The organism is Prochlorococcus sp. MIT 0603 (genome assembly GCF_000760215.1).
Taxonomy (GTDB): domain Bacteria; phylum Cyanobacteriota; class Cyanobacteriia; order PCC-6307; family Cyanobiaceae; genus Prochlorococcus_E.
This window is the reverse complement of record NZ_JNAW01000002.1, coordinates 662980-678520: the sequence shown is the minus strand read 5'-3', so window position 1 is coordinate 678520 and position 15541 is coordinate 662980. Positions and strand designations below refer to the sequence as shown.

14 protein-coding genes are annotated in these 15541 nt (G+C 34.1%); 5 read left to right on the top strand and 9 right to left on the bottom strand.

The annotated features are described in order from the left end of the window. Positions 1-338 precede the first annotated feature (338 nt). Positions 339-713, top strand: a complete 375-nt coding sequence (locus EV07_RS05295) for a hypothetical protein (RefSeq protein ID WP_193742712.1) — start codon at positions 339-341, stop codon at positions 711-713. A 14-nt stretch (positions 714-727) separates the two neighbouring features. Here the strand turns inward: EV07_RS05295 and EV07_RS05290 are convergent, their stop codons facing one another. Further along, entirely contained in the window at positions 728-1720 is a 993-nt protein-coding gene (locus tag EV07_RS05290) for a ribose-phosphate pyrophosphokinase (protein WP_036917946.1), read from the bottom strand. A gap of 98 nt (positions 1721-1818) precedes the next feature. On the opposite strand from EV07_RS05290, the gene EV07_RS05285 reads away from it, so the two are divergent. After that, positions 1819-2343: a hypothetical protein gene (locus EV07_RS05285; protein ID WP_193742764.1), complete on the top strand. Its 525-nt coding sequence runs from the start codon at positions 1819-1821 to the stop codon at positions 2341-2343. Positions 2344-2643: 300 nt separating this feature from the next. Then, positions 2644-4230, top strand: coding sequence for a 4-alpha-glucanotransferase (gene malQ, locus EV07_RS05280; protein ID WP_342626386.1), 1587 nt, complete (start codon positions 2644-2646; stop codon positions 4228-4230). Positions 4231-4299: 69 nt separating this feature from the next. Here malQ and EV07_RS05275 read toward each other — a convergent pair whose 3' ends face one another. The 3 genes from EV07_RS05275 to EV07_RS05265 all read right to left on the bottom strand — a co-directional run bounded on the left by EV07_RS05275 (position 4300) and on the right by EV07_RS05265 (position 7271). Continuing rightward, positions 4300-4884, bottom strand: a complete 585-nt coding sequence (locus EV07_RS05275) for a helix-turn-helix domain-containing protein (protein WP_081936950.1) — start codon at positions 4882-4884, stop codon at positions 4300-4302. Further along, positions 4839-5549, bottom strand: a complete 711-nt coding sequence (locus EV07_RS05270) for a pseudouridine synthase (protein WP_152557553.1) — start codon at positions 5547-5549, stop codon at positions 4839-4841. Before EV07_RS05270 ends, EV07_RS05275 begins: the two co-directional genes overlap by 46 nt. Before the next feature lie 93 nt (positions 5550-5642). Next, positions 5643-7271, bottom strand: coding sequence for an ABC1 kinase family protein (locus tag EV07_RS05265; protein ID WP_036917939.1), 1629 nt, complete (start codon positions 7269-7271; stop codon positions 5643-5645). Between the two features lie 92 nt (positions 7272-7363). Between EV07_RS05265 and EV07_RS05260 the strand changes: the two genes are divergently transcribed. Next, positions 7364-8761 (top strand): aminotransferase class I/II-fold pyridoxal phosphate-dependent enzyme, encoded by a 1398-nt coding sequence (locus tag EV07_RS05260; RefSeq protein ID WP_036917937.1) that lies wholly within the window; start codon positions 7364-7366, stop codon positions 8759-8761. Further along, positions 8761-9645 (top strand): phosphatidate cytidylyltransferase, encoded by an 885-nt coding sequence (locus tag EV07_RS05255; protein ID WP_036917936.1) that lies wholly within the window; start codon positions 8761-8763, stop codon positions 9643-9645. Before EV07_RS05260 ends, EV07_RS05255 begins: the two co-directional genes overlap by 1 nt. On the opposite strand, the gene EV07_RS05250 is transcribed toward EV07_RS05255, so the two are convergent. The 5 genes from EV07_RS05250 to EV07_RS05230 form a co-directional block, all read right to left on the bottom strand. Then, complete coding sequence (locus EV07_RS05250; protein WP_036917934.1) at positions 9646-10305, bottom strand: hypothetical protein; 660 nt, start codon at positions 10303-10305, stop codon at positions 9646-9648. Beyond that, positions 10287-11156 carry an alpha/beta fold hydrolase gene (locus EV07_RS05245; protein ID WP_036917933.1) on the bottom strand — a complete coding sequence of 290 codons (870 nt, stop codon included), beginning with the start codon at positions 11154-11156 and terminating at the stop codon, positions 10287-10289. The genes EV07_RS05250 and EV07_RS05245 overlap by 19 nt, the downstream gene beginning before the upstream one ends. 8 nt (positions 11157-11164) lie before the next feature. Beyond that, the gene (locus EV07_RS05240) at positions 11165-12310 is read right to left on the bottom strand and encodes an iron-containing alcohol dehydrogenase (RefSeq protein ID WP_052043894.1); all 1146 of its coding nucleotides are present in this window, start codon (positions 12308-12310) and stop codon (positions 11165-11167) included. A gap of 35 nt (positions 12311-12345) precedes the next feature. Beyond that, positions 12346-14904, bottom strand: a complete 2559-nt coding sequence (locus tag EV07_RS05235) for an ATP-dependent Clp protease ATP-binding subunit (RefSeq protein WP_036917931.1) — start codon at positions 14902-14904, stop codon at positions 12346-12348. 159 nt (positions 14905-15063) lie between these two features. Continuing rightward, a complete protein-coding gene (locus EV07_RS05230; RefSeq protein ID WP_036917930.1) occupies positions 15064-15534 on the bottom strand; it encodes a GNAT family N-acetyltransferase in 471 nt (156 codons plus the stop codon). Between the last annotated feature and the right edge of the window lie 7 nt (positions 15535-15541).

Sequence of the window (15541 nt, the reverse complement as noted above, 5' to 3'; positions counted from 1 at the left end):
CTTTATTGTATTTTTATTTCTAATAGCTGAAATTCCCAACGAGATAGATATATAGAGGATTTAAATTAAAGCTTTAATAGAATTATTTAGAAGATAATATTTTGTTTAAACTCTTTATTCTAATGAAAAAATATATAATTGAATTCAGATTGATTGAACAAAATAAATTAATTAAATAGATTTACAGTTAAAGAACATGTAACTTAGAACTAACAGGAAAATCAATTATTATGTCAAAAAAGCATATTTTAGTCTATGCTTATTTTAATGCTATTTAGTTTGGTCCTTTGAGAGAATCTCTAGCTTTATTCAGGAAAGTCGCTTTTAGCTTGCTTCTCTTGCCTTTTTTTATAGGAGGCTTTGCCATTGCAAAAGAAGATCCTAAAAAGCCAGGAGCAACTGAAGAAGATCTTTTTTTGTATAGAGCTATAGGAGCAACTTATATATGTGTTGCACGTGAAGCTGATATAGAGTTTTCGAAAGCAGCAGCAATTGCTGCAATTACCTATGTAAATTTACTAGAAGGAAGACATGGGGCTCGGATAAAAGAGATTGGTGATAAAAAGTTTTCTAGAAAAGAATTGATATATGGAGCAAATAATGCTTTGCTGCCAGCAACAGTTGAATTTTGTCCTGACAAGGTCCCAAAAGAAACTAAAAAAGAAGTTAAGAAATTCTTGAAGGAATTAAAGAAGAATAATAAAAAGAAATAAAAACCTTTTATTAATTATCTAAACATAGAACTAATAGAGCTCTCTTCATGAATCCTCCAGATTGCTTCACCTAGCATATTGGCAACAGAAAGTACTTTTAATTGATTGAAGTATTTCTCTTCTGGGACAGGAATACTATTAGTAACTACAACTTCTTCAAAAAGTCCTTCTATAGATAATCTGTCATAAGCAGGTGGTGAGAAAACAGCATGAGATGCACAAGCAATAACCCTTTTAGCACCTTCTTTTCTTAAAAGTTCTGCACCTGCACAGATTGTGCCACCAGTATCGATCATGTCATCTATTAAAATTGCAGTTTTGTTAGCTACATCTCCAATAACAGTAAGGCTTTGTGCGACATTGTGGGCAGCTCGTCTTTTATCAATAATTGCAAGAGGTGCATCTTTCATTTGCTTTGCAAAGGCTCTAGCACGAGCAACACCTCCAACATCAGGAGAAACTACAACAATCTCATCAAGTTTTTTTGTTAATAGATAATCAATTAAGACTGGCGAACCATATATATGATCACAAGGGATATCAAAATATCCTTGTATCTGAGCAGAATGAAGATCCATAGCTAAAACTCTATCTACACCAGAGGAAACCAAAAGATTCGCTGTTAGCTTTGCTGTAATAGATTCTCTACCGGCAGTCTTTCTGTCTGCTCTTGCATAGCCGAAGTATGGAATGACTGCAGTAATTTGTCTTGCAGAAGCACGTTTACAAGCATCAACTAATATCATCAATTCCATTAGGCTGTCATTGACTGGTGCGCAAGTTGGTTGAATTAGAAATACATCACAACCTCTTATCGATTGCTGGATTTGTATATATAGTTCTCCATCAGCAAATCTCTTGCAAACTAGGGGAACATTCTCAAGGTCTAAATATGTTGCAATCTCATTTGCAAGACTAGTGTTTGATGTGCCACTAATTAATTTTAGTCGCTGAGTATTGTTGGCGTTTAAGCTCAAGTCAGCTGATGCGGTTATAAAACTAGTCACTTTTGCCGCAATGATTAACCCTTATGATTGATCGTAATGCTCCAAGCTCATGAATCCAAATCTTTTTTGATTCTTGTAGCCTATCGATGATTTTTGATATGCCATTCATTGTTGATATTAGTGAAAGGTCACCCTTGGTTGCTCAAGCGGGATCTCTTGTTGTATCTAGATTTTTTGGAAAGAGTGTTTTGGAGATTCCTTGTATAAGCAACCCAAATGATGTCCTTAAAGATTTAGAACAAAAAGAACAACTTAACCACCTTATTGGAGATGCTGCAATGCTCCATGAATCAGGGATTAGTTGGTTGGAAGCATTGGCTGGATGGAAGATTCCAGTTATCTTGATGGTGACCCCTCTTTCGACAGGTTCAATTCCTGGGCTTGCTTCTGCTTACGTAAGTCTATGTAAAATGCTCTCTGTTCAGTTGATTGGGATTATCCAATTAGGAGGAAATTGGGATGCTAGACAAAGAAAGCTCGATTGCCTTCCCTGGTGTGGTTATCTTCCGGATCGATTGCTTATTAACAATTTAGATATTGACAAATTAGATCTTGAAGATGTTCTCTTTTTAGAAGACATTACTTGTAAATTGAAATATAAGATTTCTTCTTTAAAATTATAATTCTTTATTGTCTCTTGATCAAAATATCTTGTATATTACCTTATTCAATCAGATAATATACATGGTATCCAAATAGGATTAATCTGAACTTTGGTGGATGTCTTGTTCTTGATGGTATTTTAATTCGTTAGATATTGCTGTATCCCACTGGTTATTAATTGTAGTTCTGAAGAACCAAAAGCCAGCAAAAATCATACCTATACAATGTATAAATATCCCTGGATATCTTACTTTCATTGGAGAAAAGTATTTATCACATCTCTATTATTGTTGAAACTCTGAGATTAAATCGAAAAGTAAATAATTTTTGCTAATTTTGTTTTAATTGGAAAATTTAGCATTATTGAGAATCCTAAGCCTCGTTTTACGGGATTGCTGCTTCATATAACTTCACTACCTACCGATGATGTCTGTGGCACTTTTGGTGAGGCTTCTCGTAAATGGATTAAATTACTTTCTAGTAATAATGTAAGTGTATGGCAATTCCTACCATTAGCACCTACAGATTCAACGGGTTCCCCTTATAGTTCACCATCAAGTTTTGCTTTGAATCCATGGTTCTTAGATGCACATGATCTTGCTAAAGAAGGTTTTATCACTAAAGAAACTGTTAATGAACTTCCTAATGGGTTTTTTGATAAAAATATTGAAAAAGTTGATTTTAAGATAGCTGATCAAAGAAGTTATTACTTAGGTAAGGCTTTAAGAATGAATTGGAATAACCAAGATCATAGTAGACATGTTGAATTTGATTGTTGGAGTTCTTCCCAGATTTGGCTAGATGATCACGCTTGTTTTATGGAATTGCGACGTCAATATAAAGGATTGCCTTGGTGGAAATGGCCTGAGAAATATTCTTCTCATGATATTAGTAAGCTAAATGATTGGAAGAAAAATTATAAAGATAATTTGCTTGAGCATTGTTTACTTCAATGGCATTTGAGTCTTCAGTTGGATTTGTTAAAGGAAATAGCAAAGGAAAATGGAGTCCTTTTATTTGGAGATATGCCTTTCTATGTTTCAAGAGATAGTGCAGATGTATGGGCTAATCGAGAACTTTTCTCTGTTTTTACTGGAGGAAATCTTTATAGTCAAAGTGGTGTTCCGCCAGATTATTTTTCCGATACTGGTCAACTTTGGGGTACTCCAGTTTACAGATGGGAAAAGCATAGGAACGAAGATTTTAAATGGTGGAGAAGAAGATTTAAAAGATCATGGTCACAATTAGATCTTTTGCGATTAGACCATTTCCGAGCCCTTGATTCTTTTTGGTCAGTTCCTGGACATGAAGAAACTGCTCAGAATGGATGTTGGTTGCCATCTCCAGGTTTGGAATTATTAGCCTATTTAAAGAATGATTATGGTGGCAGTCTCCCTTTAATTGCAGAAGACTTAGGAGTTATTACTGAAAGTGTAGATAGTCTAAGGAACTATTTTGGTTTCCCTGGCATGAAGATTCTTCAATTTGCTTTTGATGGTAATGAAAATAACCCTTATTTACCTGAAAATATTAAAGGTTATAAATGGATTGTTTATACAGGCACCCATGATAATTCCACAACTAATGGTTGGTGGAACTATATAAATGATGATGTTAAAGATATGGTTAGTAATAGATACAAGGGTTTGTTCAGTTCTCCTTCCTGGGCATTAATAGAAATAGGTATGAAAACTGATTCCGTTTTATTTATTTCACCAGTTCAGGATTTACTTTCATTAGATGATAATGCTAGGTTTAATAAGCCGGGGACCATAGATGGAAACTGGGAATGGAAGCTTAGTGAAATCGATGAAAACTTGTCCTTTGCAATAAATAAATATGGAATCTTATCAGAATCATGTAAACGATCTTTTTATAATGCACATGATATTCTCGGCAATATGTAACAGCTAGTTTAAGTAATTTAGCTCATTGTCTTATTTAAACGGATTTCATCTATTTACCATGTCTTTAGTTTAATCTTTTGATTCTAATTGTTTAAACTGATTAGAGTTATTTGTGAGTATTGGACTTATTGTATTGGAATTTTTCTGTGAAAGGATGATTTGATATCTATTTAATAAAAGAATACTTGTTAATATACATATAATATAAAGAACCTTGTAGGATAATTTCTGTAAAAAATCATTATATATAGCATTAGGTGCCGTATTGATATTTGGACTTAAAGGTTCAGAACTTCGAGATGATATAACCTTTAGAATATTCTTTTCAAGCTTTAATTCATTTTCAATGATTTTTAACATGGGTATTAAATATGCTGGTTCAGGTAAGTTGTTTGACCATCCATTTTCTATGGCTTCTATGACTGTTACAGATATTCTCGTTTTATATGAAAGCTCAGCTCTTGAAAATCCATAGCTTTCTCTTTTTTCTTTTAGTATTAACCCAGCATTTATTAGTGAAGTTTTATGTGTTTCTCTTATATTGTTTTCATGTACCTTTGAATTATCTTTAGATAGAATTTTTTTTAATAGCATATTCCTTAACGTAATTATTTTAGCAATAAATGCCATTCTTCTTGGTTTAACTCTCTCCATTGCCCTTCTCTAAGACCATTTAATTTTATACTAGCGATCTCAACTCTGTTTAGATCAATGACACTATGGCCAAATTTGGCAGCTGTTTTTCTGATTTGTCTTTTGCGCCCTTCAGTTAATACTACTTTTAGTAATGTGTTGCTCCCCTTTTTAGCAAGAATCTCTATTAATGCAGTTTTTGTTAACTTCCCATCAATTTTAATACCTTTACGCCATAAGCTTAATGTTCCATTGGTGGGTTGGCCAGAAATTAATACCTCATATACTTTCTTGTGATCATAACTAGGGTGAGTTAATTGATAAGTTAAAAGACCATTGTTAGTAATTAATATAGCGCCTCTACTATTTTTATCGAGTCTGCCAACTGGATACATTCCTTTTTTGTATTTGTTAGGTAGAAGATCTATTACCGTTTCCCTCGAATGTGTATCTCTACAGCTGCAAATAACACCAGATGGTTTATTTAGAAGGATGACTCTACATTCTATATTGTTTGTAAGTATATAGTTATCAATAGAAACCTTATCCTTAGTAATATCTGCTTTCTCACCTATAGCTGCTATAGAACCATTTACATAAATTCTTTTTTCTAACAATAATTGCTCAGCTTTACGCCTTGAACAAATCCCTGCTCTGCTAATTATTTTTTGAAGTCTCTCTTGCATAATAGATTTGATTGAAACGTATGTAAACTATTTGTATCTCTAAACCTTTCATCAACTATACTTAAAAATTAATATTTGTAATACATATAAATGCTAATTCTTTATGAATTGTGTTCCGATAGCCATGGGATCAAATTTTTTAGATATTAATTTTAATAGCTCCTTCATTTCATCAATATTAAATTCATCATTTTTTATTAACGACATAAGTAGTTTTTTTCTTATATTAGATCCTTTACTACTAACTAATAGCTTGACACCATTTCTTGCAACAGGTAGTAAATCCCATATGGGTTGATTCGAACTCTCCTCGATTACTTCTAAAAGAGACTCTAATCTGTCAACTCTTAGTTTATTTTGCTTATCGAAAATAATATCCATAAGTATTTCTAACAATTCTTCGCTCTGATCAGTTAATAGTCGCTTAGCTATATATGGGTAAGCAAACCTAATTATTTTAAAATCCGGATCTAACCTTATGGCCAATCCTTCTTGACTAACTACAGCTCTAATTATTAGTGCGAATCTTGATGGTACTCTAAATGGATAATCAAACATCAAATCAGAGAATTTATCTGTTACTGTTTTTAGGTTCAGAGAATTAACATCTTTGTTTATGACTCCACCAAGAACTTCTTTAAGAACTACAGCTATTTCATCTAGGTTCTGATCACTTGATAGAAACCCTAAGCGCTGAAAGTCCTTGGCCAATAATAAATAATCATTATTAATTAAATGTACAATTGCACCAGTTAGTGTTATTCGATCTTTGTCATTAATATAATCCATCATTCCAAAATCAACATAACCAATATGCCCCCTATTTATTGTTTTTCCTTTTAAAGCAAAAAGATTTCCAGGATGAGGGTCAGCATGAAAATATCCAAACTCCAATAGCTGTTGTATGCCGCTCGTAACAGCTGATCTTATTATTGCTGTTGGATCTATACCATTTTGTATAAGTTCGCCTCTGCTTTTCATTTTTATTCCTTCTATCCAGCTTGTTGTAATTACTTTTTTGGATGATATTATGTTCTCTACTCTAGGAACTACAATTGTTTTATTATTTGAAAATAAAGCAGCAAATCTTTCTGCATTTTTAGCTTCTTGTTCATAATCAATTTCCTTGAACAAACTTATCCCAAACTCATCTATAATTTCCCCAATACCAAAGCCCAAGTTTAGTGGTAAGAAAGGTTTTGATATAACAGCTATTATTCTTATTATAACTAGATCTCGTCGAATTATATAAGTTAAATTTGGCCTTTGTATTTTAACTGCAACTGTATAATCTTTATCTAATTTAGCTTTATATACCTGCCCTAAACTTGCAGAAGCTATTGGCTCATTTGGGAAATCTGTAAATATCTTATCTACTGGCTGGCCAATTTCGGTTTCAAAAATTTTTAAAGCTATTTTATGATCAAAGCGCGGCAAATCGTCCTGTAGCCTTGTTAATTCATCTAACCATTCTTGCTTAATTAGATCTGGCCTTGTTGATAGAGCCTGACCTAGTTTAATAAAACATGGACCAAGCTTTGAGATTGTATTTAATAGATATTCAGCTAACCCCTTTTGAACATTTTTATCTTCACTGTTGGCTTCTAATAGAAACCTTATTATAAATTTAATTATAATAAAAATTATTTGAATTATTCTAGGTATCAATATCCATGGCCTTAAAATAAGCCAAATTAAATCTCGTTTGGCGTTATAAACCATTGTGATAGCTTCTTTATTATCCTTATGAGTGTTTTTCACTGGCGCCAAACACAAGGTAATGAGTTTCCTGTAGGAAAGAACTCGGAGATTTCATGAGGCTAACTGCCCTGTTAACAACAAAAAGAGGAAAGAATCTTTTTTTGCCTGCACATGGTAGAGGAAATGCTTTACCAATGGAAATTAAAGCATTGCTGAAAAACAAACCTGGACTATGGGACTTACCTGAATTACCAGATATTGGAGGCCTAGGCCTTTCTGAGGGGGCTATTGAAATAATCCAGCAAGAATGTGCATCGTCTATTGGTGCGAAAAAAGGATGGTTTGGGGTTAATGGTGCTACAGGACTTTTACAAGCTTCTTTACTTGCTATTGCAAAGCCTAAAGAAAATGTATTAATGCCCCGCAATATTCATAGAAGTGTAATTCATGCATGCATTCTTGGAGATATAAACCCTGTACTATTCGACTTGCCCTATTTAGAAGATAGAGGTCATTATAAGCCCGCAGATGTCGATTGGTTTCAAGATGTTTTGAATGCACTTGAAAAAGAAAATATTGTTATCTCTGCTGTTGTTCTAACTAACCCTACTTATCAAGGTTATTCAGTAAATCTAAGACCTTTAATCACTCTTATTCATAATAAAAACTTGCCAGTTGTAGTTGATGAAGCTCATGGGGCTTACTTTTCTTCCTGTCTTGATAGCGATTTGCCTCAATCTGCTCTAAAAGCTGGAGCAGACCTTGTTGTGCACTCTTTACATAAATCAGCTAATGGATTAGTACAGACTGCAGCCCTTTGGTGGCAAGGATCAATGGTCGACCCTTATATTGTTCAGAGATGTATCCATCTTTTTCAAACAAGTAGTCCAAGTGCATTGCTTCTTGCTTCTTGTGAGGCGGCTTTGAATGAACTCAGAAGTGAATATGCTCTAGAGAAACTTAAGATTGCAATATTAAAAGCAAGATTTATTAATGACCGTCTTCGTAAGTTAGGAGTTCCTCTGCTAGATAATCAAGATCCTTTAAAGCTTATTCTTCATACTGCAGCCCAAGGAATTAGTGGTATTGATGCTGATCCATGGTTTATTAATAGAGGCCTTGTAGGAGAGCTTCCAGAACCTGGCACAATAACTTTCTGCCTCGGTTTTGCAAGACATCAAGGTATCGTAAGGTCTATAAAAAACAATTGGGATAAGCTTATTAGCTCAGGCCTCCCAATGGATTCTTACCCTCCTTTTGAGAAACCTCCTAATCCTTTTGTAAAAGCCCTAAGTTCGTCATCTTTATCAGCCTTCAGAGGCGATAGTGAAATAGTGCCTTTAAGCAAAAGTGTTGGCCGAATATCTGCTGACTTAATCTCTCCTTATCCCCCAGGCATCCCTTTGCTTTTTCCAGGGGAGATTTTGACCAGTGAGCTTGTGGAGTGGATGCTTATACAAAAAAAAATATGGCCTCAACAAATATCTTCACAAATACGAGTTGTTAATTAATGGCTTCACTACTTTATAGTAAGAGAATTGTTAGTGGTTTATGTGCAGGCCTTTTTGGCTTGTTAGTAGTTGGTATAGGGGGTGTTTTCTTTACTTTTGCACTTTGTTCAATAGTTCATTTAGCTCTTATTGAATACTTTAGGATGGCTGAATTTGCTGGTATTAAACCTGCAACTAAAACAACTCTTTTTGCTTGTCAAATTCTTTTAATAACGACTTATTGTGACAGTCAAGGTTTCTTTGGTGGGGATTTTGCTAGTGCGGTCTTGGCTTTGTCTGGAGCACTGATTTGTTTATGGCTACTTTTGCAACCTGTTACAGGCTCTATTTCTGATATTGCAGCATCAATATTTGGCCTCTTTTATTTAGGCTATTTGCCCAGTTATTGGATTAGGCTTCGTAATCTTATTGACATCGATTCTTTACCATTAAATGAATTAATAAATAATAATTCGGAGTTATTTACCCCTGGTCTAATTATCACACTTGTATCATGCCTTATGATTGTTGCATCAGATATTGGCTCATATTATTTTGGTAGAATATTTGGCAAGATACCTCTTACGCCTATATCGCCATCTAAGACAATAGAAGGAGCTGTTTTAGGAATATTTTGCTCTATATTTATTGGTATTTTAACTAGTTATATACTTAATTTAGATTTTTTTGGATTTCTTTTAAGCTCACTCTTAGGAGCTCTTGTAGGATTGTTGGCGATAGTTGGTGATCTAATTGAATCAATGTTGAAAAGGGATGCTGGTATTAAAGATTCAGGCAATGTATTGCCTGGACATGGAGGAATCTTTGACAGGATTGACAGTTATATCTTTACTCCTTCTATTGTTTATTACTTAATTAAAATTATAATTCCTATAGTTAATTAACTATACTTTAACCTTTGCCTCTATAAAGAAAGATAAAAAGTTCTCATTAAATAGGATGTCTTTTATATATATTGATTTCTCAATAGGAAAAATCTTTTCTGTTGAGTTATCTTTGTCATGAAATATCAAATTCCCGTCAATTGCTCTTAATAAAAATTTTTTAGACTCTAAACTTTCTTGATTAAATATTGTGTCAGAGGAGTATATGATTAGGTGGCTTTGCTTAACTATGATGTCTACAACTCTTCGTTTATTAAAGAAGTTGTTAGAAATCCATTCTGATATTGAAGACCAGTCCTTTGAAGTTATTATACTATTTATATCTTTTTGACTTAATGTCACTTTTGCATTTACAATGAAACTATCTTTTATTGATAGAATGCTATTCTTTTTTATTAAATTTATAGAAACCCTAATCATATCTGATTTTAATTTTAAATGATCAATAAATAAACCTTTGAAAATAATATCTGAAGCAATTAATGACACAGATGATATCTCATGATTGATTAAACCTATTTTTAAATCATGTATTTCTAATATTAGATTTTTGATCGATTGGCACTGTATCTTTAGCCAATAACTTAGACCTATTTCAATTATTCCTGCTAATGTTTTTGGCTTCTTTACCGTTTCCCTAATTAAAAATTTGTCTTCCATTGTTTTGCTACTAATTCTGGTTGATCGATGTGGGGGAGATGACCACAATTTTCAAGCTCCTTACAAGGACAATTTAAGATATTTGTAGATTCTTTACGCAACCCTTCGCTAAGAATTCTGTCATTTTGTCCCCATAGAACACTCATTGGTTGATTCGGCAATGGCAAAGCGCAATTTGCTATACCACCTCCCCTGGCAAAAGCAGCAAGTGACCTTTTCCATCCAGCTACGTTTACGTGTATAGAGGCTATCTGTTTTTCAGGGGGGCCTACATCTTTTGGATTGGAAAAAGCTTTTTTACAAAGCTCGTCTCGTACAAAATTTTGCTTTAAGAAACATGCACCTATAACATCTAAAGGAGGAGGGATTGGAGTTGGATTGCCAATCAAACCAGCGGGTGACAATAGCAACAATTTGTTTATATCAACTTGAAGGGATCTAGCTAATTCTATTGCAATCCCTCCACCCATAGATGCTCCAATTACTCCAACTCCTTTGCTTGTTTTTAGAGTTTTTAAGAGATTTTCTAAATGATTAATAATCATTTTCTTTCCATAATTATTGTCATGTGGCCTTGGACAGAATCCAAATCCATATAAATCAGGAATAATTAACTTGAAATTATTTTGCAAATAAGGGATTAATCTTCGAAACTCTAAGAAACAACTGTCAAAACCATGCAGAAGTAAAATAGGCTTGCCTTTGCCTAAAATTGCAATTGGATAAAGATCGTTTTGATCAGTTGATATGTTATCTAATTTCAACCATCTAATTGATTCTGTTAGTTTAATAGCAAGAGGATCAATTAAAAACTTACTTACCTTTTCAAGCGATTCTTTAGAAGTTGTCAATTTGTGGATTACTTAAGGTTTTTAATAGCTAATTCCTTAGCTCTATTCTGATTTGAATTAATTTCTACAGTGCTTATATCAATTAAAGCTTTTATTAAAGTATGTTTATCAACTTTAAATGGTAGGTTATGTATATCAGAATTCTTTCTACAAGAGAATGTAGATACTTTATCTAGCTGTGCTTGTGTTATGTTACTTAGCCCTAGAGATTCAAGGCTTGTAGGTAGATCTAAATCATCAAGTAGCTTATTTAATTGATTTCTAGCTTGAAAAGCTAATTGATTATCAGATACTAATTCCTCAATCCTTAATTGAACAAGTATGCCAAAACCAACCAATTCTCCATGAAGAGGTTTCTCGGAGAAATCTAATTGTGTAAGTCCATTATGCACAGCATGTGCAGCAGCTGTCCTACATTTTGCACCACCAATCCCACCAATTAAACCTGCAGTTAGAGAGCATCCTTCTGCAACTCTAACCCAAGATAAACTATTAGGGTCTTGTAATGCTTTTACTCCATCTATTAATATTTGATCTCTTAATACCCTTGCCATTTGAACAGCTTGCTGAACAAGAGCATCTGTGGATTGAGCACAGCTTATTGATGATTCATACCATTTAGCTAAGGCATCTGCAATTCCACTCGCAAGAGTTCTTCTAGGTGCTTTCCTAATTAATTTATAGTCAAAAATTAACAATTTTGGACAGGAAGTTAGAGTTTGATCTCTTATAAATGCACCATCATTTGTATAAATATTTGCTAGTGCTGTCCAGCCTGCGCAAGTTGCAGCGCTAAGTGGAATGGTTATGCAAGGTATATTTATGTTATGTGCAATTAGTTTTCCAGCATCAAGTACTTTTCCTCCTCCTGAAGCAATTATCCCATCACAATCCATAGTTAAAATTATTTGGCATATTCTTTTTATATCAATTTCACAGCAATCATATGCTAACTCTTCTTGATAAACATCTACTCCAATTGATTTTAAATCCGATGCAATTGATTCTCTTATTGAGGATGTTGATTTACTTCTTCCTAACAAAAGTGGTCTCTTACATATACTAGGGATAAGATTTTTTGCTTCTGACCATGCACTTTCCCCTCTAATTACTTTCTCGGGCGAAATATTATGCAAATAGTTTTTATCTTGCATGTCTATTTATATATATAATCTGTTTGGTTTGATTTTTATATACCTGCTGTTGCTAATTGGGGTTTAATAGTATTTTCGTCAATATGTTTGACAACTACATTCTTATTTTCATCTATATCAACTTCCGCGTAATCACCATCTTTAATTTTCCCTGATAAGAATTCTTCTGCAAGGCTATCTTCTAACAATCTCATAACAGCTCTTCTTAGTGGACGAGCTCCATAAGAAGGGTTATACCCTTCTTCTACGAGTCTTTCCTTGAAAGCTTCTGATACAGAAAGAGTGATTCCTTTATCTTTTATTCTTAAGAAGACTTCTTTTAGCATTATTTCTGCTATATCTTTCACTTCTTCTCTAGTTAATTGCCTAAAGACAATTATCTCGTCCAATCTGTTTAGAAACTCTGGTCTAAAATATTGCTTGAGCTCTTCATTTACAAGGGATTTGATTCGATTATATTGACTATCCTCAGGATTCTCACCATCAAGTTCAAAGCCTAGGCCGCCACCACCTTTTTCAATGACTTTTGAACCTATGTTTGAAGTCATAATTATGAGTGTATTCTTAAAATCTACTGTTCTTCCTTTTGAGTCAGTTAGGCGACCTTCCTCTAGCAATTGAAGTAGAAGGTTAAATACGTCTGGATGTGCTTTCTCTATTTCATCAAATAAAACAACAGTGTAGGGTCGTCTTCTAACTGCTTCTGTTAGCTGTCCACCTTCATTAAAACCTACATATCCTGGAGGGGATCCAATTAGTTTGCTAACTGTATGTCTTTCCATAAACTCTGACATGTCAAGACGAATCATCGCCTCTTCGCTGCCAAAGAAATATGCAGCTAAAGCCTTGGTGAGCTCTGTTTTACCAACACCAGTTGGGCCAGAGAATATGAAACTAGCGATAGGTCTATTAGGATTTTTAAGACCGACTCTTGCTCTTCTTATTGCTTTAGAAACTGATTTTACTGCCTCGTCTTGTCCAATTAACCTTTGATGAAGCGTCTCTTCCATGTTTAATAATTTTACTGATTCACTTTCTGTAAGTTTTTGAACTGGTACACCAGTCCAAGATGCAACTATATGAGCAATATCTTCTTCATTCACTAGAGGCATATTATTTCCTAAAGTAGTATCTTTCGATTCAATATTTTCAGTTTTTGTTTCTGTTAATAGTGTGGAAGTTTCTTTATTAGATGCAACATTTTCTTGCTTTGAACTATCTAAAATTGATCTTATTTGATTCCTTAAATCAACCTCTTTTTCTCTTAGTTCACCAGCCTGTGTGAAATCTTGTTCTCTTACTGCTTCTTCTTTTTCTTTTTGTATTTTTCTTAATTCTTTATCAACTTGCTTGGCTTCTGGTGGGAGTTTTGAATTTAGAAGTCTGACACGACTTCCCGCTTCGTCAATCAAGTCTATTGCTTTGTCAGGTAAGAATCTGTCTGATATATATCTATCACCGAGGTTGGCGGCAGCATTTAAAGCTTCATCAGTTATTTTAAGTCGATGATGTTGTTCATATCTTTCTCTTAGTCCTCTAAGGATTTCAATTGTGTCTTCGATTGAAGGCTCTCCTATCATTACAGGTTGGAAGCGTCTTTCCAGTGCAGCATCTCTCTCTATATGCTTTCTGTATTCATCAAGAGTTGTAGCACCAATACATTGAAGTTCGCCTCTTGCCAATGCAGGCTTAAGAATATTAGCAGCATCTATAGCTCCTTCTGCTGCACCTGCTCCTATAAGAGTATGAACCTCGTCTATAACTAGAATTACATTTCCTGCAGATTTTATTTCTTCCATTATTTTTTTTAGTCGTTCTTCAAATTCACCTCGATATTTAGTCCCTGCAACAAGTAACCCTATGTCTAAAGTTAAAACCCTTTTTTCTTCAAGTATATCTGGTATATCTCCTTGTTGAATTCGTTGTGCTAAGCCCTCTGCTATTGCAGTTTTGCCTACGCCAGGCTCACCTATAAGAACTGGATTGTTTTTTGTTCTTCTGCCAAGAATTTGTATAACTCTATCAATTTCGTCATGCCTGCCAACAACAGGATCAAGCTTAGATTCGCTAGCTAATTTAGTTAGGTTTGTTCCAAATTCATCAAGAGTTGCTGTTTTTGCTGAACTTTTCCCAGTTCCTCCTCCTGCTGCAACTTCAGCTGTTTCACCAAGCATCCTTATAACTTGCGTTCTAACTTTAGTAAGATCTACGCCAAGATTTTCCATAACTCTTGCGGCAACACCTTCACCTTCTCTAATAAGACCAAGTAATAGATGCTCTGTCCCTATGTAGTTGTGACCTAGTTGTCTGGCCTCCTCTAATGAAAGTTCTAAAACTCTTTTCGCACGTGGTGTAAATGGAATTTCCACTGCTACAAAGCCTGAACCTCGACCTATTATTTTTTCAACTTCTACTCTTGAATCTTTTAAATTGACACCCATTGATTTCAAGACTTTTGCTGCAACACCAGTTCCCTCCCCTATTAATCCTAAGAGGATTTGTTCAGTCCCAACAAAATTATGGCCAAGGCGCCTAGCCTCCTCTTGGGCCAACATGATTACTTTGATGGCCTTTTCGGTAAACCTTTCGAACATATGTGATCTAGGCCAGATGCATTTAACTCTAATTTATCAGTATTGAGATGAGAATGTGTGAGTAGTTAGCTTTCGTATAAACCGTAATTTGATATGAGCTTTTAGAATCCGTTTAATTTCTTTGAAAGGTATAAAATCCTGTGGTTTTTTATACAGGATTTAAGTATCAATTTTGCAATTTCGATGAAAAAGCCTCCCCTCTTCTCCATCTTTATATAGATTTGGCCTATAGCCAACTTCTGTAAAATCAAGATTTTTGTAAAATAACTTAGCTGAGATATTCGTTTTTCTTGCTTCTATAAATATTTGATTTGCACCGGCATCTTGTCCTGCTTTTAGTAATGAAGAAACTATTAAGGTGCCTATCCCCATCCTTTGATAAAAAGGGTCAACTCCTATTAGAGTGATGTTTAATTCATCTAATACTAGCCAAGCACAACCTAATGCTATCAATTGTTTTCCATTAATTGCACCTAAGCAGATTCTTTCTTGATCTGACAATTCATTCTTCCACTGCTTAGCATTCCAAATACCATTAAAGGTTTTTAAATCTAATTTGATACAGCTATTTAGATCTTCAAGTCCTAGTTTGATGATCTTTGGCTCCAGATATAATTCTTTTTTATTCATTTTTTTT

Bases quoted from the DNA above. Each gene is read 5' to 3' on its own strand.
- EV07_RS05285 (WP_193742764.1), top strand. From the start codon at position 1,819: ATGCCATTCATTGTTGATATTAGTGAAAGGTCACCCTTGGTTGCTCAA.
- EV07_RS05275 (WP_081936950.1), bottom strand. From the start codon at position 4,884: ATGGAGAGAGTTAAACCAAGAAGAATGGCATTTATTGCTAAAATAATT.
- EV07_RS05270 (WP_152557553.1), bottom strand. From the start codon at position 5,549: ATGCAAGAGAGACTTCAAAAAATAATTAGCAGAGCAGGGATTTGTTCA.
- EV07_RS05265 (WP_036917939.1), bottom strand. From the start codon at position 7,271: ATGGTTTATAACGCCAAACGAGATTTAATTTGGCTTATTTTAAGGCCA.
- EV07_RS05260 (WP_036917937.1), top strand. From the start codon at position 7,364: ATGAGGCTAACTGCCCTGTTAACAACAAAAAGAGGAAAGAATCTTTTT.
- EV07_RS05255 (WP_036917936.1), top strand. From the start codon at position 8,761: ATGGCTTCACTACTTTATAGTAAGAGAATTGTTAGTGGTTTATGTGCA.
- EV07_RS05250 (WP_036917934.1), bottom strand. From the start codon at position 10,305: ATGGAAGACAAATTTTTAATTAGGGAAACGGTAAAGAAGCCAAAAACA.
- EV07_RS05240 (WP_052043894.1), bottom strand. From the start codon at position 12,310: ATGCAAGATAAAAACTATTTGCATAATATTTCGCCCGAGAAAGTAATT.
- EV07_RS05235 (WP_036917931.1), bottom strand. From the start codon at position 14,904: ATGTTCGAAAGGTTTACCGAAAAGGCCATCAAAGTAATCATGTTGGCC.
- EV07_RS05230 (WP_036917930.1), bottom strand. From the start codon at position 15,534: ATGAATAAAAAAGAATTATATCTGGAGCCAAAGATCATCAAACTAGGA.